Origin of the sequence: Arthrobacter sp. B3I4 (assembly GCF_030816855.1) — a bacterium.
In the GTDB taxonomy this organism is placed as follows: Bacteria; Actinomycetota; Actinomycetes; order Actinomycetales; family Micrococcaceae; genus Arthrobacter.
In genome coordinates this window covers 695,448-720,266 of sequence record NZ_JAUSYK010000001.1, presented here as the reverse complement: position 1 = coordinate 720,266, position 24,819 = coordinate 695,448, and the positions used below count along the sequence as shown (strand labels likewise).

The 24,819-nt window shown below is 67.7% G+C and carries 27 protein-coding genes; 18 read left to right on the top strand and 9 right to left on the bottom strand.

The features are described 5' to 3' along the window. Positions 1-63: 63 nt before the first annotated feature. On the top strand, positions 64-441 hold the full coding sequence (locus tag QFZ61_RS03445; protein ID WP_307033326.1) for a VOC family protein: 378 nt from the start codon (positions 64-66) through the stop codon (positions 439-441). A gap of 39 nt (positions 442-480) precedes the next feature. Here QFZ61_RS03445 and QFZ61_RS03440 read toward each other — a convergent pair whose 3' ends face one another. After that, entirely contained in the window at positions 481-885 is a 405-nt protein-coding gene (locus QFZ61_RS03440; RefSeq protein WP_307033325.1) for a DUF5997 family protein, read from the bottom strand. A 96-nt stretch (positions 886-981) separates the two neighbouring features. Here QFZ61_RS03440 and QFZ61_RS03435 point away from each other — a divergent pair, with 96 nt between their 5' ends. After that, entirely contained in the window at positions 982-1,719 is a 738-nt protein-coding gene (locus tag QFZ61_RS03435) for a LysR family substrate-binding domain-containing protein (RefSeq protein ID WP_307033323.1), read from the top strand. A gap of 38 nt (positions 1,720-1,757) precedes the next feature. On the opposite strand, the gene QFZ61_RS03430 is transcribed toward QFZ61_RS03435, so the two are convergent. Continuing rightward, on the bottom strand, positions 1,758-2,093 hold the full coding sequence (locus tag QFZ61_RS03430; RefSeq protein WP_307033321.1) for a hypothetical protein: 336 nt from the start codon (positions 2,091-2,093) through the stop codon (positions 1,758-1,760). Between the two features lie 20 nt (positions 2,094-2,113). Continuing rightward, positions 2,114-2,719, bottom strand: coding sequence for a GntR family transcriptional regulator (locus QFZ61_RS03425; protein ID WP_307033320.1), 606 nt, complete (start codon positions 2,717-2,719; stop codon positions 2,114-2,116). Between the two features lie 187 nt (positions 2,720-2,906). Here QFZ61_RS03425 and QFZ61_RS03420 point away from each other — a divergent pair, with 187 nt between their 5' ends. From QFZ61_RS03420 to QFZ61_RS03400, 5 genes are all read left to right on the top strand, one after another. Continuing rightward, the gene (locus QFZ61_RS03420) at positions 2,907-3,680 is read left to right on the top strand and encodes a LamB/YcsF family protein (protein ID WP_307033318.1); all 774 of its coding nucleotides are present in this window, start codon (positions 2,907-2,909) and stop codon (positions 3,678-3,680) included. Positions 3,681-3,795: 115 nt separating this feature from the next. Continuing rightward, positions 3,796-5,133 carry an MFS transporter gene (locus tag QFZ61_RS03415; protein WP_307033316.1) on the top strand — a complete coding sequence of 446 codons (1,338 nt, stop codon included), beginning with the start codon at positions 3,796-3,798 and terminating at the stop codon, positions 5,131-5,133. A gap of 42 nt (positions 5,134-5,175) precedes the next feature. Then, a complete protein-coding gene (locus QFZ61_RS03410) occupies positions 5,176-6,897 on the top strand; it encodes a 5-oxoprolinase/urea amidolyase family protein (protein ID WP_307033315.1) in 1,722 nt (573 codons plus the stop codon). A gap of 7 nt (positions 6,898-6,904) precedes the next feature. Next, positions 6,905-8,689 carry a biotin carboxylase N-terminal domain-containing protein gene (locus QFZ61_RS03405; protein WP_307037979.1) on the top strand — a complete coding sequence of 595 codons (1,785 nt, stop codon included), beginning with the start codon at positions 6,905-6,907 and terminating at the stop codon, positions 8,687-8,689. A gap of 128 nt (positions 8,690-8,817) precedes the next feature. Next, positions 8,818-9,114, top strand: a complete 297-nt coding sequence (locus tag QFZ61_RS03400; protein WP_307033313.1) for an antibiotic biosynthesis monooxygenase — start codon at positions 8,818-8,820, stop codon at positions 9,112-9,114. Between the two features lie 9 nt (positions 9,115-9,123). On the opposite strand, the gene QFZ61_RS03395 is transcribed toward QFZ61_RS03400, so the two are convergent. From QFZ61_RS03395 to QFZ61_RS03385, 3 genes are all read right to left on the bottom strand, one after another. Next, the gene (locus QFZ61_RS03395; protein WP_307033311.1) at positions 9,124-10,908 is read right to left on the bottom strand and encodes a thiamine pyrophosphate-requiring protein; all 1,785 of its coding nucleotides are present in this window, start codon (positions 10,906-10,908) and stop codon (positions 9,124-9,126) included. Between the two features lie 104 nt (positions 10,909-11,012). Continuing rightward, on the bottom strand, positions 11,013-12,011 hold the full coding sequence (locus tag QFZ61_RS03390; RefSeq protein WP_307033309.1) for a bile acid:sodium symporter family protein: 999 nt from the start codon (positions 12,009-12,011) through the stop codon (positions 11,013-11,015). A 102-nt stretch (positions 12,012-12,113) separates the two neighbouring features. Continuing rightward, positions 12,114-12,500 carry a MerR family transcriptional regulator gene (locus QFZ61_RS03385; protein ID WP_373427186.1) on the bottom strand — a complete coding sequence of 129 codons (387 nt, stop codon included), beginning with the start codon at positions 12,498-12,500 and terminating at the stop codon, positions 12,114-12,116. A gap of 195 nt (positions 12,501-12,695) precedes the next feature. Between QFZ61_RS03385 and QFZ61_RS03380 the strand changes: the two genes are divergently transcribed. After that, positions 12,696-14,219, top strand: coding sequence for a SulP family inorganic anion transporter (locus QFZ61_RS03380; protein WP_307033305.1), 1,524 nt, complete (start codon positions 12,696-12,698; stop codon positions 14,217-14,219). A 46-nt stretch (positions 14,220-14,265) separates the two neighbouring features. Here the strand turns inward: QFZ61_RS03380 and QFZ61_RS03375 are convergent, their stop codons facing one another. Then, a complete protein-coding gene (locus QFZ61_RS03375) occupies positions 14,266-14,559 on the bottom strand; it encodes a DUF4287 domain-containing protein (RefSeq protein ID WP_307033304.1) in 294 nt (97 codons plus the stop codon). A gap of 236 nt (positions 14,560-14,795) precedes the next feature. Between QFZ61_RS03375 and QFZ61_RS03370 the strand changes: the two genes are divergently transcribed. Beyond that, positions 14,796-15,236, top strand: coding sequence for a protein-tyrosine phosphatase family protein (locus QFZ61_RS03370; RefSeq protein ID WP_307033303.1), 441 nt, complete (start codon positions 14,796-14,798; stop codon positions 15,234-15,236). A gap of 28 nt (positions 15,237-15,264) precedes the next feature. Here QFZ61_RS03370 and QFZ61_RS03365 read toward each other — a convergent pair whose 3' ends face one another. Beyond that, complete coding sequence (locus QFZ61_RS03365; protein WP_307033302.1) at positions 15,265-16,371, bottom strand: GTP pyrophosphokinase family protein; 1,107 nt, start codon at positions 16,369-16,371, stop codon at positions 15,265-15,267. 206 nt (positions 16,372-16,577) lie between these two features. On the opposite strand from QFZ61_RS03365, the gene QFZ61_RS03360 reads away from it, so the two are divergent. The 9 genes from QFZ61_RS03360 (at position 16,578) to QFZ61_RS03320 (ending at position 24,609) form a co-directional block, all read left to right on the top strand. After that, a complete protein-coding gene (locus tag QFZ61_RS03360) occupies positions 16,578-17,372 on the top strand; it encodes an alpha/beta hydrolase (protein WP_307033301.1) in 795 nt (264 codons plus the stop codon). Positions 17,373-17,463: 91 nt separating this feature from the next. Next, the gene (locus QFZ61_RS03355) at positions 17,464-18,807 is read left to right on the top strand and encodes a TrkH family potassium uptake protein (protein WP_307037977.1); all 1,344 of its coding nucleotides are present in this window, start codon (positions 17,464-17,466) and stop codon (positions 18,805-18,807) included. Then, entirely contained in the window at positions 18,800-19,495 is a 696-nt protein-coding gene (locus QFZ61_RS03350) for a TrkA family potassium uptake protein (RefSeq protein ID WP_307033300.1), read from the top strand. The genes QFZ61_RS03355 and QFZ61_RS03350 overlap by 8 nt, the downstream gene beginning before the upstream one ends. A gap of 77 nt (positions 19,496-19,572) precedes the next feature. Further along, a complete protein-coding gene (gene nhaA / locus QFZ61_RS03345) occupies positions 19,573-20,934 on the top strand; it encodes a Na+/H+ antiporter NhaA (protein WP_307033299.1) in 1,362 nt (453 codons plus the stop codon). A 70-nt stretch (positions 20,935-21,004) separates the two neighbouring features. Beyond that, on the top strand, positions 21,005-21,970 hold the full coding sequence (locus tag QFZ61_RS03340) for a carbohydrate kinase (protein ID WP_307033298.1): 966 nt from the start codon (positions 21,005-21,007) through the stop codon (positions 21,968-21,970). 25 nt (positions 21,971-21,995) lie between these two features. Beyond that, positions 21,996-22,496, top strand: coding sequence for a YbhB/YbcL family Raf kinase inhibitor-like protein (locus QFZ61_RS03335; protein ID WP_307033297.1), 501 nt, complete (start codon positions 21,996-21,998; stop codon positions 22,494-22,496). Positions 22,497-22,594: 98 nt separating this feature from the next. Next, the gene (locus QFZ61_RS03330) at positions 22,595-23,413 is read left to right on the top strand and encodes an HAD family hydrolase (RefSeq protein ID WP_307033296.1); all 819 of its coding nucleotides are present in this window, start codon (positions 22,595-22,597) and stop codon (positions 23,411-23,413) included. Positions 23,414-23,535: 122 nt separating this feature from the next. Further along, a complete protein-coding gene (locus QFZ61_RS03325) occupies positions 23,536-23,784 on the top strand; it encodes a hypothetical protein (protein ID WP_307037975.1) in 249 nt (82 codons plus the stop codon). A gap of 24 nt (positions 23,785-23,808) precedes the next feature. Continuing rightward, complete coding sequence (locus QFZ61_RS03320; RefSeq protein WP_373427122.1) at positions 23,809-24,609, top strand: glycerophosphodiester phosphodiesterase; 801 nt, start codon at positions 23,809-23,811, stop codon at positions 24,607-24,609. A gap of 18 nt (positions 24,610-24,627) precedes the next feature. Here the strand turns inward: QFZ61_RS03320 and QFZ61_RS03315 are convergent, their stop codons facing one another. Further along, entirely contained in the window at positions 24,628-24,816 is a 189-nt protein-coding gene (locus QFZ61_RS03315) for a hypothetical protein (RefSeq protein WP_307033295.1), read from the bottom strand. Positions 24,817-24,819 lie beyond the last annotated feature (3 nt).

The following is a 24,819-nucleotide window of genomic DNA, read 5'->3' as shown; positions in this document are numbered from 1 at the left end:
CATCGTGGGCGGAGCGTCAATGGCCCGTTCCCACTGTCGCCCGTCCGGCGTAGCCTAGGGCCCATGCGACTGAAAATGTGCAGCATCCACGTCAGGGAGCCGGCCGCCGCCCACGAGTTCTACACCGGGACGCTGGGGTTTGAAACGCTCATGGCGCTGCCCGAGCAGAACCTTTACATCGTCAAAGACCCCGACGGCGGCGGGTCGGCCGGACTGCTGCTGGAACCGAGCGACAACCCGATCGGCGCCAATTACATGAATGCGGTCCACGACGCCGGGATGCCCGCGATCGTGCTGGGCGTGCCGGATGTCCGGGCGGAGTACGAGCGGCTGGCGGCCAAGGGCGTCATCTTCCAGGCCGAACCGTCCGAGGGGCCCTGGGGCGTCACCGCCGTACTCGACGACGGCTGCGGAAACTACGTCCAACTGCACCAGGACTAGGGGCACGGTCCCGGCGCCACTTGGATGTCCGGTCGGGGCCTACTCGGCGTTGGCGCGGGCCTTCTTGGCGTCCTTCTTTGCCGCTTCGTCCTTGACCCGCTGGGCTTCAGCGCGGACGGCGGCGTGGGTGGCGCGTTCGGCGACCAGCCAGGCCGGCGGGGCCTGCAGCAGGGCGGTGATCTCCGCCGTCGTCAGGGCTTCCTCGACGCCGCCGCGGGCCAGGCCGCTGATCGAGACGTTGAGCTTCTGGGCCACGACCGGACGCGGGTGCGGACCGGTGCGGCGCAGCTCGGCGAGCCACTCCGGCGGGTTGGCCTGGAGCTCGGCGAAATCAGCGCGCGTGATGACCGAATCCTGGAACTCCTGGGGTGTTGCGGGCAGGTAGATGCCAAGTTTCTTGGCAACGGTGGTCGGCTTCATGGACTGGGAGTTCGCAGAGGTCATGGTTAAAGGGTATCCGGCGGTCAGCCCGCAAGGCACCAAAGTAGCACCACGCCGCCTGGCGGGACGGCCCCGGGGCCTGAACGGTACTGTGAACGTGTGCCCGCAGAAGAAGAAGCAACCCAGCCCCACGATGATGCGGTACCCGAGACGCGGGAGCTTCGGTTCGCCTACGTCGCCGGCGTCACCCCCGGCAAATGGATCCGCCGCTGGGAAGACCGGATGCCCGAAGTGCCGCTGCACTCGTTTCTTTCCGACGACGGCGCCCAGCTGGCCGTGCTGCGCGACGGCTCCGCGGACCTGAGCTTCGTCCGGCTGCCGGTGGAGCGCGAAGGCCTCAGCGTCATCCCGCTCTACGAGGAACAGCCGGTGGTGGTGGCACCGAAGGGCCACGAAATCTCGGTCTTCGAGGAGGTGGCGCTGGAGGACCTGGCCGCCGAAACCTTCCTGGACGTGGCCGGCCTGGGTGGAGCGGAGCTGGCCTTGCAGGTGGTGGCCTCCGGTGCGGGCCTGGTGGTCCTGCCGATGTCCGTGGCCCGGCACTTCAACGTCAAGGACACTGTGGCGCGGAAACTCACCGGCGCCCCGGCCACCGAGATCGCCCTGGCATGGCCCAGCGACAGCACGGACGAAGTCATCGAGGAGTTCATCGGGATTGTCCGCGGACGCACCGCCGCGAGTTCCCGGCAGCCCTCCGCGCAGCAGGAGAAGCCCAAACGCGAACCGAAACCGGACAAGCGCGGGCCTGCGGTCAAAAAACCCAAGGTCGCGCAGCGCTACGCACCCAACCCGGACAAGGGCCGCGGTAAGGGTTCCCGGAAAAAGGGTAAGCGCTAGGCGTTTCCCCCCACTGGTTCGGAACCGAAGGCGGGCAGCTACTTGGCGCAGGCGTCCTGCAGCGCGCCGAGCGAGTCGGCGGGGACCTGGTCACCGGAATCCGCAATCTTCTTGAGCGGGGCGGTGATCTCCGCGGGCAGCCCGGCAGCCTGGGCGCCGGACACCAGCCCGCCGAGCGCCTGTTTGTCCTGCACGCTGACCAGGCCGTCCGAGACGAGCGAACATGCCTGCTTTTTGATCTCGCTGCCGGCCGCGGTGGCGACTTGGGATGCGCCGTCGTTGACGGCTTTCTCGGTGGCTTGCTGGACCTGGCCGCAGCCGGAAAGCGCAATCGCGAGCAGGGCGAGGGAGGTGGCAGCAAGGGTGCGTTTCATCGTTCCAGCCTAGCAAGCAGTCATTGGCCGTGGACGGCGGCCTGTTTCGCTTCCGAGCGGTCGAGGTAGGACAGCAGAAGCTCCGCCGCGCGTTCCGGGTCGCCGGCCTCGAGCGCCGCACAGATCGCTTCGTTGTCATCCACGTAGCTGCGGTAGAAGTGCGCATCAACGGTGGCCTTGTGGAAGAAGAGCCGCATCTCGGCGAGGATCTGGGACATGATCGTGTCCAGCCGCCGGCTTTCCGCCAAAGCCACGATCGCGCGGTGAAAGTGCTGGTTCGCGGTGCCCAGCGCTTCCTCGTCGTCCGCCGCCGCCGCGGCTTTGCCCTCTTCGACCGCGGTACGGACCGCAGCCACCCGTTCCGGACTGCCGCCGCCCCGCAAGGCTGCCACCTCGACGGCCCGCCGCACCGTGTACACGTCGTGGATGTCCCCCGGACCCAGGCTCGCTACAAATACGCCGCGGTTGGGGTGCCGGACCACCAGCCGCTCCGCCGCCAGCTCGGCGAAGGCTTCACGCACCGTGTTGCGTGAGACACCGAGATCCTCCGCGATGGTCGACTCCGTCAGCCGCGCGCCGGGCAGAAGGACCCCGTCGGCCAGCTGCAGCCGGAGTTCGGCCGCCACCCGGTCGGCGACCGACGGGACGGCGACGCGCAGGCGCGCAGCGGCCGCAAGGACCCGGGGGGCCGGCGTCGGAAATCGTCATACTGCCGAATGTACACGATTGCTCCCAGAAAGAATCGTCGGATTGTTGAACAATCCGACGGGATAGTGCATCCTTGGAGAGGGGCGAACTGAGACGAGGATCACAATGGCAAGCACCGGACCAAACAGCATCGACTTGAACAGTGACGTCGGCGAATCCTACGGACGCTGGAGCCTCGGCGACGACAGTGCCATGTTTCGCTCCGTCTCGAGTGCAAACGTGGCCTGCGGATTCCACGCCGGCGACCCCAGCGTGATCCGGCAGACCTGCCGCGAGGCGGTCGCCGCCGGCGTTCGGATCGGCGCCCATGTCGGCTACCGCGACCTTGCCGGCTTCGGGCGGCGGTTCCTGGACATCGACCCGGCCGAACTGGCAGACGATGTCGTCTACCAGATCGGCGCGCTGCAGGCTCTGGCGGCCGCGGAAGGCGGCAAGGTCACCTACGTCAAGCCGCACGGCGGCCTCTACAACGCCATCGTGGCGCACACCGCGCAGGCGAAGGCCGTCGTCGACGCCGTGAAGTCGGTGGACCCGGACCTGCCGATCCTGGGTCTGCCCGGCTCCGAGGTGCTCCGTCTGGCCGAGTCAGCCGGGTTGCGTGCTGTCACCGAGGCTTTCGCCGACCGGGCCTACAATCCCGACGGAACCCTCGTTTCGCGCACCCGCGCCGGGGCCGTCCTGCACGACCACAAAGAAGTCACCGAGCATGTCCTCCGGATGGCTGCAGACTCCGCCGTCCGCACGATTGACGGTTCCATCCTTAAAATCCACGCCGAAAGCATCTGCGTCCACGGCGACTCCCCGGGAGCGGTCGCCATGGCAGCCGCCGTCCGTGAAGCGCTCAACGCCGCCGGCATCAGCACCGCACCCTTCGTATAAGCGCAACAGCACCCCGCTCAGACACCGTTCGTCCCCGCGCGCCACCGTATCCAGGCGCGCGGCGGACTCCGCCACACCCACCCAGCAGGCAGCACCCGCCACTCAAAGGAACATCATGACCGCACCGCACCAGACCGCTCCGGCGGCCGGCAAGAGGAAGCTGCCACCGGGCGCCCTCAAGGCCTACATCGCCAGCCTGACCGGCACCTCCCTGGAGTACTACGACTTCGCCATCTACTCTGTCGCCTCCGCGCTGATCTTCCCCAAGATCTTCTTCCCAACGGGCGACGAACTGGTCGGCCTGCTGCTGTCCTTCTCCACCTTCGCCGTCGGCTATCTCGCCCGCCCGATCGGCGGCGTGATCTTCGGCCGGCTGGGTGACAAGATCGGCCGCAAGCACGTCCTGGTCGTCACCCTGATGCTGATCGGCGTGGCCACCGTGCTCATCGGGGTGCTGCCTGACTACTCAGCGATCGGCGTCGCGGCCCCGGCGATCCTGGTGCTGCTGCGCCTCGCCCAGGGCATCGGCGTCGGCGGGGAATGGGGCGGGGCTGTCCTGCTCTCCAGTGAATTCGGGGACGCCCGTAAGCGCGGATTCTGGTCCTCGGCCGCACAGATCGGCCCGCCGGCCGGCAACCTGATGGCCAACGGCGTGCTGGCACTGCTCGCCGCGACCCTGAGCAACGAAGCGTTTCTGTCCTGGGGCTGGCGGGTGGCCTTCCTGTCCTCCGCCCTGCTGGTGGTCTTCGGCCTGCTGATCCGGCTCAAGCTCGAGGAAACCCCGGTCTTCAAGGCCATCCAGGCCCACGGCGAGGCCCCCAAGGCGCCCATTAAAGAGGTCTTTACCAGAGAACCCCGTGCGCTGGTCGCGGCCGCCCTGTCCCGCATCTGCCCGGACGTGCTCTACTCCCTCTTCACCGTCTTTGTGGCCCTCTACGCCACCAGGCAGCTGGGCATGACCACCGGAAACGTCCTAGGCGCGATCCTGATCGGTTCGGCCTTCCAGCTGGCGCTGATCCCGGCCGCCGGGGCACTCACGGACCGCTTCAACCGCCGGCTCGTCTACGGCATCGCCGCGGCCGGCACCGCAGTCTACATTCCGGTGTTCTTCCTGATGATCCAGGGCAAATCGGTGCTGTTGCTCACCATCGGCGTCGTGATTGGCCTGGCCCTGCACGCGTTCATGTACGGCCCGCAGGCCGCCTTCATCACCGAGCAGTTCCCCGCCCGGCTGCGCTACGCCGGCAGCTCGCTGGCGTACACCCTTGCCGGCGTGATCGGCGGCGCCATCGCCCCCCTCGTCTTCACGGCCCTGTTCGCAGCCACCGGCAACTGGTACCTGATCGCCGGCTACCTCGCACTGTCCGCCGTGGTGACGGTCGTGGGCCTGGCCATCGGCCGTAACCCGCAGACCGCGGAAGAAGAGCGGCTGCTGCAGGACGCCCGCGCCTGAGCGGCGCGGACGCAGGAGGTGACGGCAATCATGGAGGCAGCAATGGACACGGACGCAGTACGGCAGGCAGCCGTTCCAAGAGTGCAGTCGGTGCGGGCGGTGGGCACCCGCGCGGTGCTCGCCGAACTTGGCGGCACGCAGGATGTGATGGCACTGCAGGCACTGCTCCTTGAGCAGCCGCTGCCTGGCCAGCTGGATGTGCTGGCGGCTGCCGAAACGGTTCTGGTCACGGCCGACTCGCCGGCAGCTGCCCGCCGGATCGCCGCCCAGCTGCCGCAGCTGGACCTCGCCGCGCCGGTGCGGCACGACGGCGGTCTCGTGGTCATTGACGCCGTGTACGACGGCGAGGACCTCGCCGAAGTGGCGGAGCTGACCGGTTTGGGAATCGAGGGCGTGATCGCCGCACACTCGGGCCAGCTCTGGACCGTTGCCTTTGCCGGTTTCGCTCCAGGCTTCGGCTACATGGTGGGGGAAAACGAAGCATTGAACGTTCCGAGGCGCAGTTCGCCCCGCACCGCCGTGCCCGCAGGTTCGGTCGCGCTGGCCGGCAACTACTCTGCCGTGTATCCGCGCCGTTCCCCGGGCGGCTGGCAGCTGATCGGCCACACCCGGGCACGGATGTGGGACCTGGACCGTGAACAGCCCGCCCTCGCCGTTCCCGGGCAGCGGGTCCAGTTCCGGCCGGTCCGCGAGTCGGTCTCGCTGGCACCGGACCCGGCGCTCGCACCGGCACGTGCACCACAATCGGACCCCGCACCGGCATCACAATCGGACCCGGCACCGGCATCACCACCACAGCCCGCATTGTCCGCGTCGGGAGGCACCTCCGGGCTCCGGATCGTCTCGCCCGGGCTGCAGAGCCTGATCCAGGACCTCGGACGGCCCGGCCACTCAGGCCTCGGTGTTTCCGCCGCCGGCGCGCTGGACCGGGCCTCGCTGCGGCGCGCCAACCGCCTGGTCGGAAACGCGCCGTCGGCAGCCGCGATCGAGACGGTCGCCGGCGGACTCACGGTCCGTGCTGCCGGTGACCAGGTCCTCGCCGTGGCCGGGGCGCCGTCGGAGCTGACCGTCACCGCCCCGGCCGGTCCGGACGCTGAACCCGTCCGCCGCCACCCTGCGATGGCCACCCCGTTCGCCCTGCTCGACGGCGAAACGCTGAGCGTCGGCGCACCGAAGAGCGGCTTCCGCAGCTACCTGGCGGTCCGCGGGGGCGTCGACACCGCTCCGGTCCTCGGCAGCCGCTCCACCGACACTATGTCCGGGATCGGCCCGGCGCCGCTGGCCGCGGGGCAGCTCCTGACCGCCGGCGGCGGGGCCGAATCCGGCGTCGTCGGAGATCCGGAACTGCAGCCCGAGTTCCCCGGCACCGGCGTGACGGTGCTCGACGTCGTGCCCGGCCCGCGCGCTGACTGGTTCGACCCGGCCGCCCTGGAGTCCCTCACCAGCCAGGAATGGCAGGTAAAGCCGCAGTCCAACCGGGTGGGCATGCGGCTGGACGGAACGGCGCTGCAACGCACCCGGGAAGGAGAACTCGCCAGCGAAGGGACCGTCGCCGGCGCGCTGCAGATCCCGCCCGAAGGGCTGCCGGTGCTCTTCCTCGCCGACCACCCGATCACCGGCGGGTATCCCGTAATCGCGGTCGTCGTCGATGTCCAACTGGATCGCGCCGCGCAGATCCCGATTGGCGGCAGAATCCGCTTCCGCTGGGCGGACCACGCCCCCAGCGACCAGATCCCCCCACCACCCCGGCCCAAGAAGAAGTGAGCAATTGATGCGCAAGGTCCTGATCGCCAACCGCGGCGAAATCGCCGTCCGGATAGCCCGGGCCTGTGGCGACGCCGAGCTGGCGTCGGTGGCGGTGTACGCCGACATCGATGCCGACGCGATGCACGTCTTAGCCGCGGACGAGGCTTACGCCCTGGACGGCAATTCACCGGCGGACACTTACCTGAGCATCCCGAAGCTGCTGGCCGTCGCCGCCGAATCCGGTGCGGACGCGGTCCACCCCGGGTATGGGTTCCTGTCCGAGAACGCCGACTTCGCGCAGGCGGTCCTGGACGCCGGACTGACCTGGATCGGGCCCGCCCCCGACGCCATCCGGCTGCTGGGCAACAAGATCACCGCCCGTGAAGCCGCAGTCCGCGCCGGCGCTCCGTTGGTGGCCGGCAGCGACGGCCCGGTCGGGTCCGCCGCCGATGGCCGCACCTTCGCCGATAAGCACGGGCTGCCGATGGCGATCAAGGCAGCCTTCGGCGGCGGCGGGCGCGGCCTCAAAGTGGTCCGAAGCCTCGACGAGATCGAGGAAGCGTTCGACTCCGCGGTCCGCGAAGCCGTTGCCGCCTTTGGCCGTGGCGAATGCTTCGTGGAGCGCTACCTGGACAGACCTCGGCACGTGGAGGCCCAGGTCCTCGCGGACACGCACGGAAACGTCGTCGTCGTCGGAACCCGCGACTGCTCGCTGCAACGCCGGCACCAGAAGCTCGTGGAGGAGGCGCCCGCGCCGTTCCTGTCCGCTTTGCAGACGCAGCAGATCTACGACGCCGCCAAAGCCGTCTGCCGGGAGGCCGGCTACTCCGGCGCCGGCACGGTGGAATTCCTGGTCGCGGCCGACGGCACGGTCGCCTTCCTCGAAGTCAACACCCGGTTGCAGGTGGAGCACCCGATCACCGAGGAAACCACCGGCATCGACCTGGTCCAGGAGCAATTCCGCATCGCCGCGGGGGAGCCCCTGCGCTTTACCGCTGACCCGGCACCCCGCGGGCACTCCTTTGAATTCCGGCTCAACGCCGAAGACGTAGGCCGCGGCTTCTTGCCTTCGCCCGGCACCATCACCGAGTTCGCGGGTCCGACCGGCCCGGGAGTCCGGCTCGACTCCGGGGTGCGCTCCGGCTCGCTCGTCCCGCCGCAGTTCGACTCACTGCTCGCGAAGCTCATCATCACCGGCGCGGACCGGCAGCAGGCCCTGCGGCGCGCCCGCCGCGCCCTCGCCGAATTCAGAATTACCGGGGTGGCCACCGTTCTGCCCTTCCACCGCGCCGTGCTGGAGTCACCGGATTTCACCTCGGAGGCGGCGCTGGGCGTCCATACCCGCTGGATCGAGACCGACTTCGCCGACAACATCCCGGTTGACCCGGGCTACAACACCACAGCGCCCGACGGCGAACGCCGCACCATCACGGTCGAGGTGGACGGCAGGCGGCTCGCCGTCGGGCTGCCGGCAGGGCTGCTGGACGGCTGGGCTGCGGCCGGACGGTTACTGCCCGGCGGAGTTTCGGTCCAGGGGAATCTCGGTGCCGGGGTCGACGCCGGTACCTCCGAAGGCGGCGGATCTGCTTCGGTTGACCCGGGGGAACTGCGGGCCGCCATGGCGGGGACCGTGGTGAAGTGGCTGGTCGAGCCGGGCGCCGAGGTGGCGGCCGGGGATCCCGTCGTGGTGCTTGAAGCGATGAAGATGGAAACCCAGGTGAGCGCGCACCGGGCCGGAACCGTGAGGGACGTCCGCGCCCTCGCCGGGGGAGTGGTCACAGCCGGAGCTGTCCTGGCCCTGATCGGCTAGCTGCCCAGGGCTGGTTAGCGGACCCCCGGGCCGCTGACCTGTCCCCGGGCAGTCCGGCCCTACCCTGTCCCGTAGCGGCGGCAGATACTCGGCTGTATCAACCCCGTACGGAAAATGGAGGCTGTGCCATGGCTGTCTATACGCTTGGGATCTGGCTGGTCCACCCCGGCCGCGAGAATGATTTCGTGCAGGCCTGGCGGGACCTGGCGAGGAAGACCGAGGAAGATTATCCCGGGGCCAGGGCGGTGCTGATGCACGACCGGGACGTCAGGAACCGGTTCATCAGCACCGGCCCATGGGAATCACTCGAGCAGATCGAGCAATGGCGCAGTTCGGCCACCTTCACCCAGGGGGTCGAAGCCATGCGGGAACTGTTGGAGCACTTCGAGGGCCGGACCCTGGATGAGGCGGCCAGCGTCGGCTGACGAGCAGCCTTACGGCGCCTCCTCCTGGCCGGTATAGGTGTCCAGCAACCGGGATCCTGCTTCGCCTTCCTCGCCTTCCGCGGAGAGGGCCGTCCGCATGTTTTCGGCCTTCTCGGCCCCCGCAGGGAATGGCGGCAGCAGCGGTACATCCGGATCGGTCATCACCTCAATCACCACCGGCCGGTCCGCCGCAAACGCACGCTCCCAGGCGCCGGCGAGCTGGTCCGGATCTTCGACCCTGATGCCGGTCAGGCCGAGCAGCTCCCGGTAGCCTGCGAACGGAAAGTCCGGCAGCTCCTGGCTGTCCCGGAACCTCGGCTCGCTCTCGGTCTCACGTTGTTCCCAGCTCACCTCGGCCAGGTCGCGGTTGTTGAACACGCAGACGATGAAGCGCGGATCTTCCCAGTCCCGCCAGCGGTGGGCGACGGTGATTAGTTCCGCGACGCCGGCCATCTGCATGGCGCCATCCCCGGCGAGAGCCACCAGCGGTCGGTCCGGGTTGGCGAGCTTCGCCGCCAGCCCGTAAGGAATGGAGCAGCCCATACTCGCCAAGGTTCCGGACAGGTGCGCGGGCACACCCCGCGGAAGCATCAGCTGCCGGGCATACCAGTACACGCAACTGCCGACGTCGACGCTGACCATGGCGTTGTCCGGGAGCCGGCCGTTCAGCTCCTGGACTACGCGTTCCGGATTGACCGGGCGGGCCGGAACTGCCGCCCGCTCACCGCGGAGCCGGTGCCAGTTGCGGACTTTCTCTTCTACTTCCGCCCGCCATGGTCCCGGGTCCCGCTGCCGGAGCCTCCCCATCAGCGCGGTGATCACCCGGGCGGCGTCGCCGGGCAGGCCTGCCTCCACCGGATAGCGGTTGCCGATCTTGCGCTCGTCGAGGTCGATCTGAACGGCGCGGGCTGCGCCGGGCGGCGGGTAGAACTCGGTCCAGGGATCGTTCGAGCCGATGATGAGCAGGGTGTCGCAGTTGCCCAGCAGGTGTGCGCTCGCGGTGCTGCCCAGGTGTCCCATGGTTCCGACGGCGAACGGCAGCGACTCGTCAACGTACGGTTTGCCTAGCAAACTGGTGGCGATTCCGGCGCCGAGCTTCTCGGCAATGGCTACGATCTCGTCCTGGGCGTGCCGGGCCCCCTGGCCCACCAGCAGCGCCACCTTTTCACCCGTGTCGAGGATCTCCGCGGCGGCGTCCAGGTCCTCGTCGCGCGGGACTGCCGCTGCAGACCCCCAGCGCGGCGCGGTGACGACGATGCCGTGCTCTTGCTCCAGTTCCGGGGCGGGGGCCGACTGAATGTCGTGCGGTACGAACACCACGCAGGGGGAACGGGTGGCGAGGGCGGTCCGGAAAGCACGGTCCAGGACCATGGGGAGCTGCTCCGGGGTGCTGACCAGCTGGGAGAACTGGGCGGCGACATCCTTGAACAGTGTCGCCAGGTCGATTTCCTGCATGTAGGCCGAGCCCAGCACGCTGCGCGCCTGCTGCCCCACGATTGCGACCACGGGCACGCCGTCGAGCTTGGCGTCGTAGAGGCCGTTGAGCAGATGAACCGCGCCGGGGCCCTGCGTGGAGGTCACGACACCGACCCCGCCGGTGTATTTGGCGTGCCCCACGGCCATGAAGGCAGCCGTCTCCTCGTGCCGCGCCTGGACGAACTCGATGTCCGCACTCGCCCGGCGCAACGCACCCATGAAGCCGTTGATGCCGTCGCCGCTGTAGCCAAAGACGCGGTCCACGCCCCATGCTTTCAGGCGGTCCACGATGAGATCTGCGACAACTCGTTCGGCCATTCGTGCCTCCGGTTCCGGGACTGCGGGGTCGTTTAGTTCCTTCAACAACCTATCGGCGCCCCCCGAGGGTGTCGAGGCCGGCACAGCCCTCAGACCCGGGCGCGCTAGGCGTCGCGCAGGGGGCGGCGGGCCAGCCAGGCGGCCACGATGGCGCCGGAGATGTTGTGCCAGAGTGAGAATACGGCGGAGGGCAGCGCGGCCAGCGGGCTGAAATGCGCGGTGGCCAGCGTTGCTGCCAGGCCGGAGTTCTGCATTCCCACCTCGAAGGCCAGCGCGCGGCGGGCCTTGTCATCCAGGCGTCCGAGTTTGCCGGCGAGGTAGCCGAGGCCCAGGCCGAAGCCGTTGTGCAGCACCACGGCGAGGAACACGATCCCGCCCGCGGCCACGATCTTGTTGGCACTGCCAGCCACCACGATGGCCACGATCAGCGAGATCACGACGGCGGAGGCCCACGGCAGGACCGGGAGCACCTTCGCGACGACCTTCTTGAGGAACAACCGGGCCAGCAGGCCGGCGATGACCGGCAGCAGCACGGTCTTGACGATGTCCAGCACCATGCCGGCCGCGTCGATCTGCAGATAGGACCCGGCCAGGAACAGCACCAGCAGCGGCGTGACGATCGGGGCGATCAGGGTGGAGACGGAGGCGACGGCCACCGAGAGGGCCACATCCCCCTTGGCGAGGAAGGCCATCACATTCGATGCCGTGCCGGACGGTGCGCAGCCCACCAGGATGAGACCGACGGCGAGTTCCGGCTCAAGGTGCAGCGCCTGCGCGATCAGCCAGCCGGCGCCGGGCATGATGACGTAGTGCGCGACGATGCCCAGGACCACGGCCCAGGGGCGCTTCGCGACGGACGCGAAATCCGGCGGGGTCAGGGTCAGGCCCATGCAGAACATGATGACGCCCAGCAGATACGGCACGCTGGGTGCGAGCGGTTTGAAGGCGCCTGGCAGCAGGAAGCCGGCGACGCCGGCAACCACCACGAGGAGCGGGAAAACCGTGACCGCAATGCGGGCGACCTTCGCCTCGGCGGCGAGGGCCGGGTTGGCGGGCGTGTCAGCATCGTTGCGGGACTCTGGGGATTTGGTTGCCTCAAGCATCCAAGCATGGTGCCACTGGCGCGCGCACCCCGGCCACTTTGTGACCAACGGACGGGCGAGTATGTCAGATTTATGCCCGTCAGCCCCTCTGCCCTGTAGGTGTCAGGAAGTCTGCCGGCCCAGCATGGCGATGAATTCGTCCGCTTGCTCGAGGTTGCGTGCCATCTTTGTGCGCTGGTGCTCAGCCCGCTCAAGGAACTCCACCAGTCGGGCCGCGGCTGGCCCGGCGGCGGAGGCTCCGGCAACGGCGCCAGCCCGTTCCGCGACTCCGCCTGCGTTGAGCAGACTCAGGATTTCCGCCATCTCCTCAAGGGAAAAACCAAGCGGTTTCATTTGTTTGATCAGCATCAGGCGCGCGGCGTCGGCCTCGGAGTAGACCCGGAAGCCTCCGTCAGTCCGGGCAGTGGCTGGCAGCAGCCCGACGTCGTCATAGTGCCGAATGGTGCGCAGGGAAAGTCCGGTGCGTTCTGCCAGTTCGCCAATGTGCATGGAGCTGCGGCCCGTCGAGTTCAAGCGGCCCCTTCCGTCGTCGGTTGAAACTCTACCATCACGTTAGGGTAGAGTGGCCGTGAGCGGTGAGACAGCCAAGGGCAGTCCCGCTACCTTCCGGCGCGAAGCTGCGCCCCCATTCTTTGAAGACGAGAGCGCCTTACTGCGTCTTCTTGACCTTGAACGGAGCCAGAATTGGCCGTCAAAGCTGCCGTGGGCGCCCCCGCGTTCACGCCTGAACAACTGCAGTCTGTGCGCGGGACCTTGAAGTCGCCGCGGCGGCTGAAGACCGAGATCCTCGGCGGGCTCGTCGTCGCCCTGGCGCTGATTCCGGAAGCGATCGCGTTCTCCATCATCGCCGGCGTCGATCCCCGGATCGGCCTCTTCGCCTCCTTCACCATGGCCGTCACCATCTCCATCGTCGGCGGCCGGCCCGCGATGATCTCCGCCGCCACCGGGGCCGTCGCCCTGGTCATCGCCCCGCTGGTGAAGTCCCACGGGCTCGACTACCTTGTCGCCGCCGTGATCCTTGCCGGTATCTTCCAGGTCATCCTGGGGCTCTCCGGGGTAGCCAAGCTGATGCGCTTCATCCCGCGCTCAGTGATGGTGGGCTTCGTGAACGCCCTGGCCATCCTGATCTTTCTGTCCCAGGTCCCCGAGCTGATCGGTGTCCCGTGGCTGGTTTATCCGCTCACCGCGCTGGGCCTGGTCATCGTCTTCGGACTGCCGAAACTGACGAAGGCCGTCCCCGCCCCGCTGGTGGCGATCGTGGTCCTGACGCTGATTACCGTGCTTGCCGCCGTCGCTGTCCCTACCGTCGGTGACAAGGGCGAACTGCCCGATTCCCTGCCGGTGCTGTTCTTCCCGAATGTTCCGTTGAACCTGGAGACGCTGCAGGTGATCTTCCCGTTCGCTCTCGCCATGGCCTTCGTGGGGCTGCTGGAGTCGCTCATGACGGCCAAACTCGTCGATGACATTACCGACACGCGCTCGCACAAGAGCCGCGAGGCCTGGGGCCAGGGGGTTGCGAACGTGGTCACCGGATTCTTCGGCGGCATGGGCGGCTGCGCGATGATCGGCCAGACCATGATCAACGTGAAGGCTTCCGGGGCCCGCACCCGCATCTCCACCTTCCTCGCCGGCGTCTTCCTGCTGATCCTGGTCGTGGCCCTGGGCGGTATCGTCTCGCTGATTCCGATGGCCGCTCTGGTCTCGGTGATGATCTTCGTTTCGGTGGCCACCTTCGACTGGCACAGCATCCACCCGCGCACCCTGAAACTGATGCCCAAGAGCGAAACCGGCGTCATGGTGGCCACCGTGGTTGTCACCGTCGCAACGCACAACCTGGCCATCGGCGTCGGTGTCGGCGTTCTCGTCGCGATGGTGATGTTCGCCCGCCGCGTCGCCCACTTCGTGAGTGTCGAACGCTCCGTCACAACAACAGGCGGCCATGAAACGGCCACTTACGTCGTGAACGGGGAGCTGTTTTTCGCTTCCTCCAACGACCTTTACACCCAGTTCGAATACGCCTTGGACCCGGAGCATGTCGTCATCGATCTGCACGCCAGCCACCTCTGGGACGCATCCACGATTGCCGCACTGGACGCGATTACCGAGAAGTACCGCAACCACGGGAAGGACGTGTTGGTGGTCGGCCTCAACGATGCCAGCGTCCTGATGCGGGAACGGCTCGGCGGAAAGCTCGGCGCCGGCCACTAGGAGGACACCCGCGGTCGCCACTGGTGGGACACCGTGGGCGCCGCCACTAGGGGCCGGGCTTGGAGGCCTTGCCGTCCAGCCAGAGGGTTTTGGACTCATCGCTGTGGGCCCCGGTAGTCCCGACATGCTTGCTGCTGATCCCCGGCCCTTGCTTGATGACGTGAACCAGTGCCATGCCGTGGCCGCGTCCCAGCCCGTAATCGGCTTTCAGCCACTCGAGGATCTCGCCGGCCTGCACGGACGCGTCCACGAAGCCTTTCTGCCGCGCGAGTTCGAAGAGCTGACGGGGAGTGAGCCCGGTCTTGTCCTCGATGGTGTCGAGGTATGCCTGAAATGACATCGGTGGCTCCTTTCAGAACAGTTCGGGTTTCCGGGCCACTCTAGAGACCCGGTTCGTTTGCCACCAGAGCCATACAGCCCCCGACGGCGCGTTCCTGCCCAGTTACTCGTGCCCGGACACGAAATTATCCGCTGTTTGGGCCGGTTTTGGCTTGTGTCCTGCCCGGGCCCCGGGGGCGTAACCGGGCGGGAACGCAGCCGGTGCGTGATCCGGGCGCGGGGGCTACGCTCAAGACTGTGGCGCAGACGTGGCAGCCGGGCCGGCCGGGCGTGCTCAGTCTTCCTTCCGGCCGGCTTATCCGCGGCCGGGGACTCCTGGCGCCGTTCCCGTCCGGCCCCGAGCCGGAGTTCGCGCTGTATCTGCTGGGCAGGCAGCCGAAGCCGACAAGATGGGAGTCGCGCTGGGTCCGTTGGCGCGACCTGCACCTACCCGCTGACGACCACGATGCGCTGGACGCCTTCGAAGAGGCGTGGCGGCGCTCCGCAACAGAGCGGGTGGAGGTTGCCTGCTGGGGCGGACGGGGCCGGACCGGTACCGCCCTGGCCTGCATCGCAGTTCTGGACGGCGTTCCGCCCGGCGACGCAGTCGCTTTTGTGCGGCAGAATTACCGGCGCGGTGCGGTGGAAACTCCCGGACAGCGGAGTTACGTGGCGAAGTTCCTCGGCGCAGCGCAGTGACCCGACGCGCCTGTAGGAGCCCGAAAGCCTACAGCTGGGTCAGCCGGTAGCGCTCGATCTGCTTGAGCCGGCGCAGCAGGCTGTCCCGCCGGGGGTGCGGGACCGCGTCGGCCGGTTCGGCCGTCAGCTCGATATGGGCGGTGCCGTACTGCCACAGCAACAGGTCATCCAACAGCCGGTCCGGTCCGGGGGAGTAGCGGTGGTCCAGGGCCTTACGGACCTCAGTGATCCGGTTGGCGCTGAGCAGGCCGGCGAGCTGCACCGTCTGGTTCAGGCCGTGCGCTGCCATGAGTTCGGCGGCCCAGCCCCAGTCGTCGTCGACCTTCCGATCCACGTGCGGCAGCAGCGTGCGCCAGACGTCGCGGATCCGATTCGGCGTGAGCTGCGCGGCGCCCTCCCCGTCCATGTCCCAGTAGCCGCGGACCTCCTCATAGCGTTCGTGCAGGTCGGCGAACGCGCTTTCGACGGTTTCCAGCATGGCCGCCGTGGCAGTGAACTGGCGGTCGAACTGCGGGGTCCAGGCGCGGGGATCCTCGGCCTTGAAGCGGATGTCGTGCTCGATCTCGCTCCAGGCGTGCGCAAAGACGGTCCGGATCTGGCACTCAAAGAAGTAGCTGCCGTTCGCCTGCGCCTCCGGGTTGAAGACCTGCTGGTAGTCCTTGACGGCCTCGTTCTGGATGGTCCGGAGGATCAGGTGCCGGCTCGAGTACCCGTAGGTGCCGGACTCGATGGACCCGATGTCCTTTTCACGGTCGCCGCGGCAGTCGAAGAGCTGGCGCTGGCGCTTGATCAGGTTGGCCACGACGGCGTTCTCGGCCGGAAGTTTGGTGATGACGCGGATCCCGACCATGTCATTGAGGGTGCGGAACGGGTCCGGGAATTTCAGCACCGGCGGCCCGCCTGGTTCGAGCGGTTCCTCAATCCGGGAGATCTTCTCCCGGAAAGACTCGACGGTCTTGGTCCGGCCGGTAACAAAAAGCGGCGTCACCTCTGTGCCCTTGAGCATGGCCCGCAGAGTCAGCAGCACCTCACGGGTGACCAATTTCAAGGCAGGGCGGACGCGTTCGTAGAGTTCCACGTTGTCCTGCACCGATTCGCGCAGCGCGGGGTCCAGGCGCTCCCAGTTGCTAGCCATACGCCCAGCTTACGGCGCAGCACAGACAGCGGACCTCAGCCCGTCGGCACCGGGGCGCCGAAGACTGTGCACCTTCCGCCACCCGGCACGGGCCCAAGGTAGGCTCTGCTCATGGCGGATTTGCGGCGTCGGGCTTGGCCCGGGTACGCAGCGGCAGTGACATGGGGGCAGTCACCGCTGGTTCACCTGGCCCCCAGGAGGACACAGTGAAGCGGCAGAAGTATCACTACGGAAACGACCCCAGCCAGTGGGCGGAACTTTTCCTGCCGGACGGGGCTGCGCCCAAGGGCGTGGTGGTGGTCATCCACGGCGGCTACTGGCGCTCGCAGTACGGCGCCGAGCTGGGCGAACCCCTGGCCAAGGACCTCGCAGCGCATGGCATGGCCGCGTGGAACCTCGAATACCGCCGGGCAGGCAACGGTGGCGGCTGGCCGCATACGTTCGACGACGTGCTGGCCGGGATCGACAAACTCCGGGACGCAGCCACCGAGCACGGCCTCGATCTGGACCGTGTCGTGGCCCTCGGCCACTCCGCCGGCGGCCACCTCGCCGTTTGGGCGGCCGGCAGGAGCCGTCTGGGCCAGCTGCGGATTCCGGACGCAGACCGCCAGCTGCAGTGCAAGAACGACGGCGGCGCGGTGCACCTTGCCGGTGTTGTCAGTCAGTCCGGGCTGCTGAACCTGGCCGAAGCTGAGAAACTTAACCTCAGCAACGGCGCCGTCAGCAACTTCCTCGGTGGATCGTCCGAAAGATACCCCAAACGGCATAAATACGCGGATCCGATGACCGCGGTGCCGCTGCGCACCCCGGTCTATGCCGTGCACAGCACGGAGGACGACACCGTGCCGATGAGTCAATCCGAGGCCTATTCGGCCGCTGCAAGAACGGGTGGCGCCCCGGTCCAGTTCCTCAGGGTCCCCGGTGACCACTTCTCCCTCATCGACCCGAAAGCGGCCGCCTACCGGAAGTGCAGGGAACTGGTCCAGCAGCTGCTGGGCTGAGCGGGCGGGAACGCCCGCTCGGTCCCGGTGATAGCGTGGCCCCATGCATGTGGAAGTTCCCGCGGTGCTGCGCGCCTTCATCGCGGGCTTCATGAAGTTCGTCCGCGCTTTCGCGCCGCGCCATCCCGCCCAAGTGATCGTTCTCGGGTTTGTCGGAGCCGTTGCTGCAGGTACCGGCCTGCTCTCCCTGCCGTTGGCCAAAGCAGGCGTAGGTGGCGCCGCCTTCCTGGAGGCGCTGTTCACGGCGACGTCGGCCGTCTGCGTTACGGGCCTGAGCACCGTGGATACGCCGGTCTTCTGGAGCGGCTTCGGTCAAGTAGTCATCCTGGTGCTGATCCAGATCGGCGGTTTCGGCGTAATGTCGTTTGGCACCCTGCTGGGGGTCCTGACGGCGCGGCGGCTGGGTCTCAAGTCCCGGTTGTCCGCCGCCGCGGAAACTAAGAGCACCGGCTTCGGTGACGTACGGCGGTTGCTCCTGGGGGTCCTGGGTATCAGCGTCGTGGTCGAATCAGTCCTGGCTCTGACACTGGCGGCGCGGTTCATGGTCCGCTACAGCTATCCGCCCGGGGAAGCCGTCTGGCACGGCGTCTTTCACGCGGTCTCAGCGTTCAACAACGCCGGCTTCGCCCTCCATTCGGACAATCTCATGGGCTTCGTAGGTGATCCCTGGGTGTGCCTGCCGATAGCGGCAGCGGTCATCATCGGCGGTCTCGGGTTCCCGGTGCTCTTCGAACTGGGACGGCAGTATCGGCGACCCGTCCTTTGGAGCATGAACACCAAACTGGTCCTGGCCGGATCGGCGGTCCTGCTCATCGGCGGAACCGTCTTCCTGACTGCTGTGGAGTGGACCAACCCGGCCACCCTCGGGGCGCTGCCGCCCGCCGACCGGGTCCTCGCCGGCCTCTTTCAGTCTGCTATCACCCGCACTGCCGGCTTCAACAGCGTCGACATCTCCCAGATGCACCCGGTGTCCTGGCTCGGCATGGACATTCTGATGTTCATCGGCGGCGGCCCGGCCGGAACTGCCGGGGGTTTGAAGATCACCACGTTCGCAGTGCTTTTCTTTATCCTCAGCACGGAACTCCAGGGCGGTACGGCTGTCAACATCTTCGGCAAACGGCTCTCCCGCGCCGTTCACCGTCAGGCCATCACCGTGGTGCTCCTCGCCATTGCCCTCGTGGTGGGGTCATCCATGTTCCTCATGCTCATCACCGACTTCGGCCAGGAGCGCATCCTCTTCGAGGTCATTTCGGCCTTCGCAACGGTGGGTCTGTCCACCGGCATCACGGCTGCCATGCCGCCGGCCGGGCAACTCGTCCTGATCCTGCTGATGTTCATCGGCAGGCTGGGACCGGTGACCCTCGGGGCCGCGCTGGCCCTGCGTGAACGGCCTTTGCTTTATGAATTCCCGAAAGAAAGGCCGCTCATTGGCTAGGAACATTTTCTCCACCCGCTCGGCCACCCCAAGTGACAAAGCGTCCTCGGTAGTGGTCATCGGCCTGGGACGCTTCGGTGGTTCGCTCGCACTCGAGCTTGAAGCCCAAGGGACCGAGGTACTGGGGGTGGACGCCAGTGAAGACATCGTCCAGTCCTTCAACGGTCGCCTTACCCACGTGGTCCGGGCGGATTCAACCAAGGAAGAAGTGCTCCGCCAGCTTTCCGTGCACGAATTCGACCGCGCAGTGGTGGGCATCGGCTCGGACATTGAGGCCAGCATCCTGACTACTTCCCGGCTGCTCAAATTCCAGCGTCCACAGATCTGGGCGAAGGCGATCAGCGAGCCCCACGCCGAAATCCTCGCGCAACTCGGCGTCGAACATGTGATCCGGCCCGAGCACGACATGGGCAAGCGCGTTGCCCACCTCGTCCTTGGCGCCATTCTTGATTACGTGGAGTTCGAAGATGATTTTGTGATGATCCGTACCGGCCCGCCTGGAATTGTCCGCGACCGACCACTCGGCGTCGTCGGAATCCGCGACAAATACGGGGTAACCATCGTCGCCGTCAAACGCCCGGGCGGCACCTGGGGGCACACTACCGCGCAGACGGTCCTCTACGAGGATGACCAAATCATCGTCCAGGGCGCCAAATCGAGGGCCGAACGATTCAGCACGCTGCCGTAGCCAAGTAGACTGGGTACAGGTGCGCCGGGAAGTCTGGTCGGCATAGTTCAGTCGACCCAAAAACTTAGGACTTCCGCATGAGCCACACCCCTCCGCCCGCGCCCCGACCCGGGAAGCCCGGCGCCACGGTCTTCAGCCGGGGAAGTTACGCCGAGTCCCTGCGCATTGGCGAGATTCTCCGCAAGGAAACAGTCGGCGGCGCCCTGCTCGTGGCGGCCGCCGTGATCGCCTTGATCTGGGCCAACTCCCCGGCATCGGAAAGTTACTTCATGCTCCGCGACTTCAAGGTTGGCTACGAGCCGTGGCACCTGAACCTGAGCCTCGGCACCTGGGCGGCCGACGGGCTACTCGCCATCTTCTTCTTCCTGGTGGGCCTGGAACTCAAACGCGAGTTCATCGCGGGGGACCTGCGCGAGCTTAGCAAGTCGATTGTGCCGGTCGCCGCCGCTGTTGGCGGCGTCATCGTCCCGGCCGTCATCTACGCCGCGATCAACTTCGGCAGCCCGGAGACCCTGCGCGGCTGGGCAATCCCCACGGCCACGGACATTGCCTTTGCCGTCGCCGTCCTCGCGATCATCGGCTCACACCTGCCCAGCGCGCTGCGGATCTTCCTACTCACGCTCGCCGTGGTGGACGACCTGATCGCCATCACCATCATCGCCGTCTTCTACTCCGCCGACATCCAGTTCCTGCCCCTGATCCTGGCGCTGCTGCCCCTGGGCCTGTACACCTACCTGGCCCACCGCTACCGGCGGTTCTTTGGTCTCAAGGCACCGGCCGCCTGGGTGATCCTGCTGCCCCTCGGCCTTGCCACCTGGGCACTCGTCCACGCCTCCGGCATCCATGCGACGGTGGCCGGCGTCCTGCTCGGTCTGGCCATCCCGGTGATCCGTTCGCAGGCCAGCGGCGGGCCGGAGGCCGGACCGGGGCTCTCGGAAATCTTCGAGCACCGGTTCCGCCCCATTTCGGCAGGCATTGCCGTGCCGGTCTTCGCCTTCTTCTCCGCCGGCGTTGCCGTGGGCGGCTGGGATGGCCTGGGCTCGGCGCTGACGGACCCGGTGGCCCTGGGCGTCATCTTCGCGCTGGTGCTTGGCAAACCAGCAGGCATCCTGGGCACTACCTGGCTGCTGACGAAGGCGACCAGGGCGCGGCTGGACAGCTCCTTGAAGTGGATCGATATCTTCGGCGTCTCGGTCCTGGCCGGCATCGGTTTCACGGTTTCGCTGCTCGTCGCCGAACTCAGCTTCGGCCAAGGCAGCGTCCATGACGACCACGCCAAGGTCGGCATCCTCGCCGCCTCGTTCATCGCCGCACTGCTGGCGACGGCGGTGCTCAAGACCCGGAACCGGCAGTACCGGCTCGCGGAGGAAGAGGAGAAGCGCGACTCCGATCAGGACGGGATCCCCGATGTTTACCAGCAGGACACCGCCCAACCCTGATTCGCGGCTGCCGCCGGCCCGGCCGCAACTCAGCGGAGCGCACGGGCGCGTTCTCTGGCAGAGTATGGGCATGCTCACAGTCATCGGAGAAGCCCTGGTAGACGTTGTCCAGAGGCCCTCAGGAACCCAGGCCCACGTCGGCGGCAGCCCTTTGAATGTCGCCGTCGGGCTGGCGCGGCTGGACCACCCGGTGCAGTTCATCGGCCGCTACGGCAGGGACGCGTACGGTGAATCCGTGGCGGCGCACCTGAAGTCGAGTTCGGTGCTGCTGCCGCTGGGACCGGATGAGCTGCCGACCTCGGTGGCCGCCGCGTCCATCGACGACGACGGCGCCGCGACCTACCGCTTCGACCTCGCCTGGGAGCTCCCGGGTCTCGCCGCCCGGCTGCCGTTCATGCTGCAGGGGAGCACCCTGCTGCACACCGGCTCCATCGCCACCATGCTGGCCCCGGGTGCCGCGGACGTACTCGCCGCCGTCGAACATGCCCACCCTTCGATGACCATCAGCTTCGACCCCAACTGCCGCCCGAGCATCATTGCCGACGCCGGCCAGGCCCGCCGCCAGGCCGAAAAGTTCGTCACCCTCGCTGACGTGGTCAAGGCCTCTGACGAGGACCTGGAGTGGCTGTACCCCGGCGAAGATCCGCTGGACTCGGCCCGGCGCTGGCTCTCGCTCGGCGGCTCGGAAGGACCCGCCATGGTGGTTGTGACCCGCGGAGCAACCGGGCCATGGGCCATCAATGCTGCCGGCGAGGCGCAGGCGCCGACCCCGCCGGTGAAAGTGGCCGACACCGTCGGTGCCGGCGATTCGTTCATGGCAGCGTTGCTCTCCGGCATTGTCGATTTGGGTCTGAACGGGGCCCAAAACCGGAAAGACCTCCGGGGGCTGTCCGCCGGGAGCCTTCGGACACTGCTGGCACACGCCGCCGCAGCCGCCGCCGTCACTGTTTCCCGCGCCGGCGCGAATCCTCCCACCCGGGCTGAGTTGAACCGGATGGAGCTGGATCCGGAAAGTGCGGGCGCCACCAGCAACTGACTCGGCCACCAACTGAGAGGAAGTCATGGCAACTACGTTTACCCTCCGCAGTGACGCGCTCGATGACGGCGGGGTCCTTCCGGCTGCCCAGCGCGGCGCCGCGACGGGAGCCGGAGCCAGGGACGAATCCCCTCCGCTGAGCTGGTCCGGCGCCCCCGCCGGCACGCGGAGCTACGCCGTCACGGTGTTTGACCCGGACGCTCCGGGCCCCGGCGGCTTCTGGCACTGGGCGGTGCTGGACATCCCGGCGGACGTCACCTCGCTGCCGGCCGGCGCCGGCTCCCGGGACGGCCGCAGCCTGCCGTCCGGTGCCTTCCAGCTCCGGAACGACGGCGGCTCCGTCGGCTACCTGGGTGCGGCACCGCCCAAGGGTCACGGGCCGCATCACTACATCATCACGGTGCACGCGCTGAACGTGGAAAAGTCCGGCCTCGATGCCGGCGCTTCTCCGGCCGCGTTTGAAGCGAGGCTCCGTCCGCATGTCCTGGCCCGCGCGTCACTGACCGGCGTCTACGAACGGCGCTGACCGGCGCCAACGTGCGTCACTGACCGGCGTCGTCGAGCGCCGTTCAAACCCGGCACGGCCGCGCCGAAACGGGCCCGCCCCCCACGTAGACTGGCAGCATGCGGCTGGTAGCAAGCGATATTGACGGTACGATCCTCGGCCACGACGGCAGAATCAGCGCCCGGACTGTGCGCGCCTTCCATGCCTGCCGCGACGCCGGAGTGGAGGTCGTCTTCGTCACCGGCCGCCCGCCGCGCTGGCTACACCCGCTCCAAGAGCAGCTCGGCCACACCGGAACCGTGATCTGCTCCAACGGAGCCGTGGTCTGGGACTTGGAAGCGGACCGGCTGGTGTCCGCCCGGGCCCTGGAACTCGACGCCGTCTTGGAAGTCCGCCGGATCATCCGGCGGCTACGCCCGGCCGCCCTTTTCGCCGCCGAGACGCTGACCGGCTTCCACCTGGAACCAGGCTTCATGGGGACCGGCTCCAGCGGGGTGCTGGCTGAAGTCACGGCTGCGCCGCTGCACGAAACCCTCCGCGCGGGTGATGCCGTCGTGAAATTCCTCGCGATCGTGCGGGAAGGAACCGCGGACGACTTCCTCGCGGAGGTCGCACCCGCCGTCGCCCACCTGGCTGCCGCTACCCACTCCGCCCCGAACCTGGCGCTGCTGGAACTGTCCCTGCCCGGCGTCAATAAGGCGGTAACCCTGGCTGAATACGCAGCATCCCTGGGCGTACAGGCGCAGGACGTGGTGGCATTTGGGGACATGCCCAACGACATCGAGATGCTGCGCTGGGCCGGGCAGGGCTACGCCATGGCCAGCGGGCACCCGGAAGCGATCCTTGCGGCGGGACAGCAGGCGCCGCATTTCGACGACGACGGCGTGGCCCAGGTTCTGGAGGCCAAGCTCGCCGCCCTGGACGTCCCGCTCCGGTAAAGCCGCGCAACACTCCAGGCCCCCGCGGACACGGGATTCCCAGCTGGCGGCCAACTGGCGTTCATCTGGGCCTCCTAGGCTGGCAGCACCGAAAGGATCGTGTGACTGAAGGTGGGGCAATCATGGCCAGGAACGGCAACCGACATTTTGACGAGCAACCGCTGCGCCGGGTCGCGCCCGACGCGCACTGGCAAGCCCTGCGCCAGGGCGACCGCGTCCGGGTGCGTCTGGCGCCCGGCTATGAAGCCGCCGGTTTCGTGGACGCGCTGACGACGGACCACACCACGGTCTGGGTAGACCTCGACGGCGGGGGCCGGACGCTGCTGCATTGCAGCGACGGGGTGGAGATCCTGCTGCACAGAGCCGGGTGAGCAGCCTTCCGGTACGCTTCAAATGTGACCGTCCCGCACCCCTTTTTCGCCCCCGTTGGCCCGTCCCGCACGCCGGTGGCGATGGCACACCGCGGTTTCTCCCTGGAGGGTCGGGAAAACTCCATGGCCGCGTTCCGCGCCGCCGTCGCCCTCGGTTACCGCTACCTCGAAACCGACGTGCACACCACGGCCGACGGCGTCTTGTTGCTCTTCCACGATGAGACGCTCGACCGGGTCACGGACGGTGAGGGCCGTATTTCGGAGCTGGTCGCCGAGACGGTGGCCAGCGCGAGGATCGCCGGTGCAGAACCCATCCCGTTGCTGGCGGAGCTGGTGCAGGAGTTCCCGGAGGTCCGGCTCAACCTGGACGTCAAGGACTGGAACTCGGTGCAGACGCTGGCGGTGGCGATCGAGCGGTACGGACTGCATGACCGTGTCCTGGTCGCCAGCTTCTCCGACCGGCGGCGCCGCGCGGTACTGCGCCGGCTCAGCCGGCCCGTGGCGAGTTCCGCGGGGATGGCGTCGAATGCACTCTTCGTGCTGCTGGGGCCGTTGCTCCCGCCGGGGCTGCTACGCCGGGTGGCCCGGCGGGCTCTCCGCGGAGTCCACGCACTGCAGGTCCCGGTCCGCTACGGCGCCGTACCCGTCGTAACGCCCGGATTGATTCGCCGTGCGCACCGCCACGGCCTTCACGTCCATGTCTGGACCGTCAACGAAGCGGCCGAGATGCACCGGCTGCTGAACCTCGGCGTCGACGGGATCGTCACCGACCGTGCCGACCTGCTCAAGGCAGTCCTGCAGGAGCGGGGCCAGTGGCTGCCCTGAGGCAGCCGCCGGCTGACCCTAGTTCTTGTCCTCTTCGCGCTCTTTTTCCATCGCGTTGGAGCCCTCGCTGAGCGAGGAATGCACCTCGACGTCGTCGTGCGGATTGCCCGGGTTCGGCGTGTTGCCGTCGTCGGACTTATCCGCATTCCCGGCGAGGTCTTTCATCGCGTTGTCGGCGCCCTTTTCGATGCTGTCTCCCAGACCCATCGT

Coding starts and splice junctions, on each gene's coding strand:
- QFZ61_RS03420 (WP_307033318.1), top strand. CDS start 2,907: ATGGCAAGCACCGGACCAAACAGCATCGACTTGAACAGTGACGTCGGC.
- QFZ61_RS03375 (WP_307033304.1), bottom strand. CDS start 14,559: ATGTCATTTCAGGCATACCTCGACACCATCGAGGACAAGACCGGGCTC.
- nhaA (WP_307033299.1), top strand. CDS start 19,573: ATGAGCCACACCCCTCCGCCCGCGCCCCGACCCGGGAAGCCCGGCGCC.
- QFZ61_RS03400 (WP_307033313.1), top strand. CDS start 8,818: ATGGCTGTCTATACGCTTGGGATCTGGCTGGTCCACCCCGGCCGCGAG.
- QFZ61_RS03315 (WP_307033295.1), bottom strand. CDS start 24,816: ATGGGTCTGGGAGACAGCATCGAAAAGGGCGCCGACAACGCGATGAAA.
- QFZ61_RS03395 (WP_307033311.1), bottom strand. CDS start 10,908: ATGGCCGAACGAGTTGTCGCAGATCTCATCGTGGACCGCCTGAAAGCA.
- QFZ61_RS03330 (WP_307033296.1), top strand. CDS start 22,595: ATGCGGCTGGTAGCAAGCGATATTGACGGTACGATCCTCGGCCACGAC.
- QFZ61_RS03445 (WP_307033326.1), top strand. CDS start 64: ATGCGACTGAAAATGTGCAGCATCCACGTCAGGGAGCCGGCCGCCGCC.
- QFZ61_RS03365 (WP_307033302.1), bottom strand. CDS start 16,371: ATGGCTAGCAACTGGGAGCGCCTGGACCCCGCGCTGCGCGAATCGGTG.
- QFZ61_RS03335 (WP_307033297.1), top strand. CDS start 21,996: ATGGCAACTACGTTTACCCTCCGCAGTGACGCGCTCGATGACGGCGGG.
- QFZ61_RS03390 (WP_307033309.1), bottom strand. CDS start 12,011: ATGCTTGAGGCAACCAAATCCCCAGAGTCCCGCAACGATGCTGACACG.
- QFZ61_RS03385 (WP_373427186.1), bottom strand. CDS start 12,500: ATGCACATTGGCGAACTGGCAGAACGCACCGGACTTTCCCTGCGCACC.
- QFZ61_RS03415 (WP_307033316.1), top strand. CDS start 3,796: ATGACCGCACCGCACCAGACCGCTCCGGCGGCCGGCAAGAGGAAGCTG.
- QFZ61_RS03325 (WP_307037975.1), top strand. CDS start 23,536: ATGGCCAGGAACGGCAACCGACATTTTGACGAGCAACCGCTGCGCCGG.
- QFZ61_RS03440 (WP_307033325.1), bottom strand. CDS start 885: ATGACCTCTGCGAACTCCCAGTCCATGAAGCCGACCACCGTTGCCAAG.
- QFZ61_RS03405 (WP_307037979.1), top strand. CDS start 6,905: ATGCGCAAGGTCCTGATCGCCAACCGCGGCGAAATCGCCGTCCGGATA.
- QFZ61_RS03430 (WP_307033321.1), bottom strand. CDS start 2,093: ATGAAACGCACCCTTGCTGCCACCTCCCTCGCCCTGCTCGCGATTGCG.
- QFZ61_RS03340 (WP_307033298.1), top strand. CDS start 21,005: ATGCTCACAGTCATCGGAGAAGCCCTGGTAGACGTTGTCCAGAGGCCC.
- QFZ61_RS03355 (WP_307037977.1), top strand. CDS start 17,464: ATGAAGTTCGTCCGCGCTTTCGCGCCGCGCCATCCCGCCCAAGTGATC.
- QFZ61_RS03410 (WP_307033315.1), top strand. CDS start 5,176: ATGGACACGGACGCAGTACGGCAGGCAGCCGTTCCAAGAGTGCAGTCG.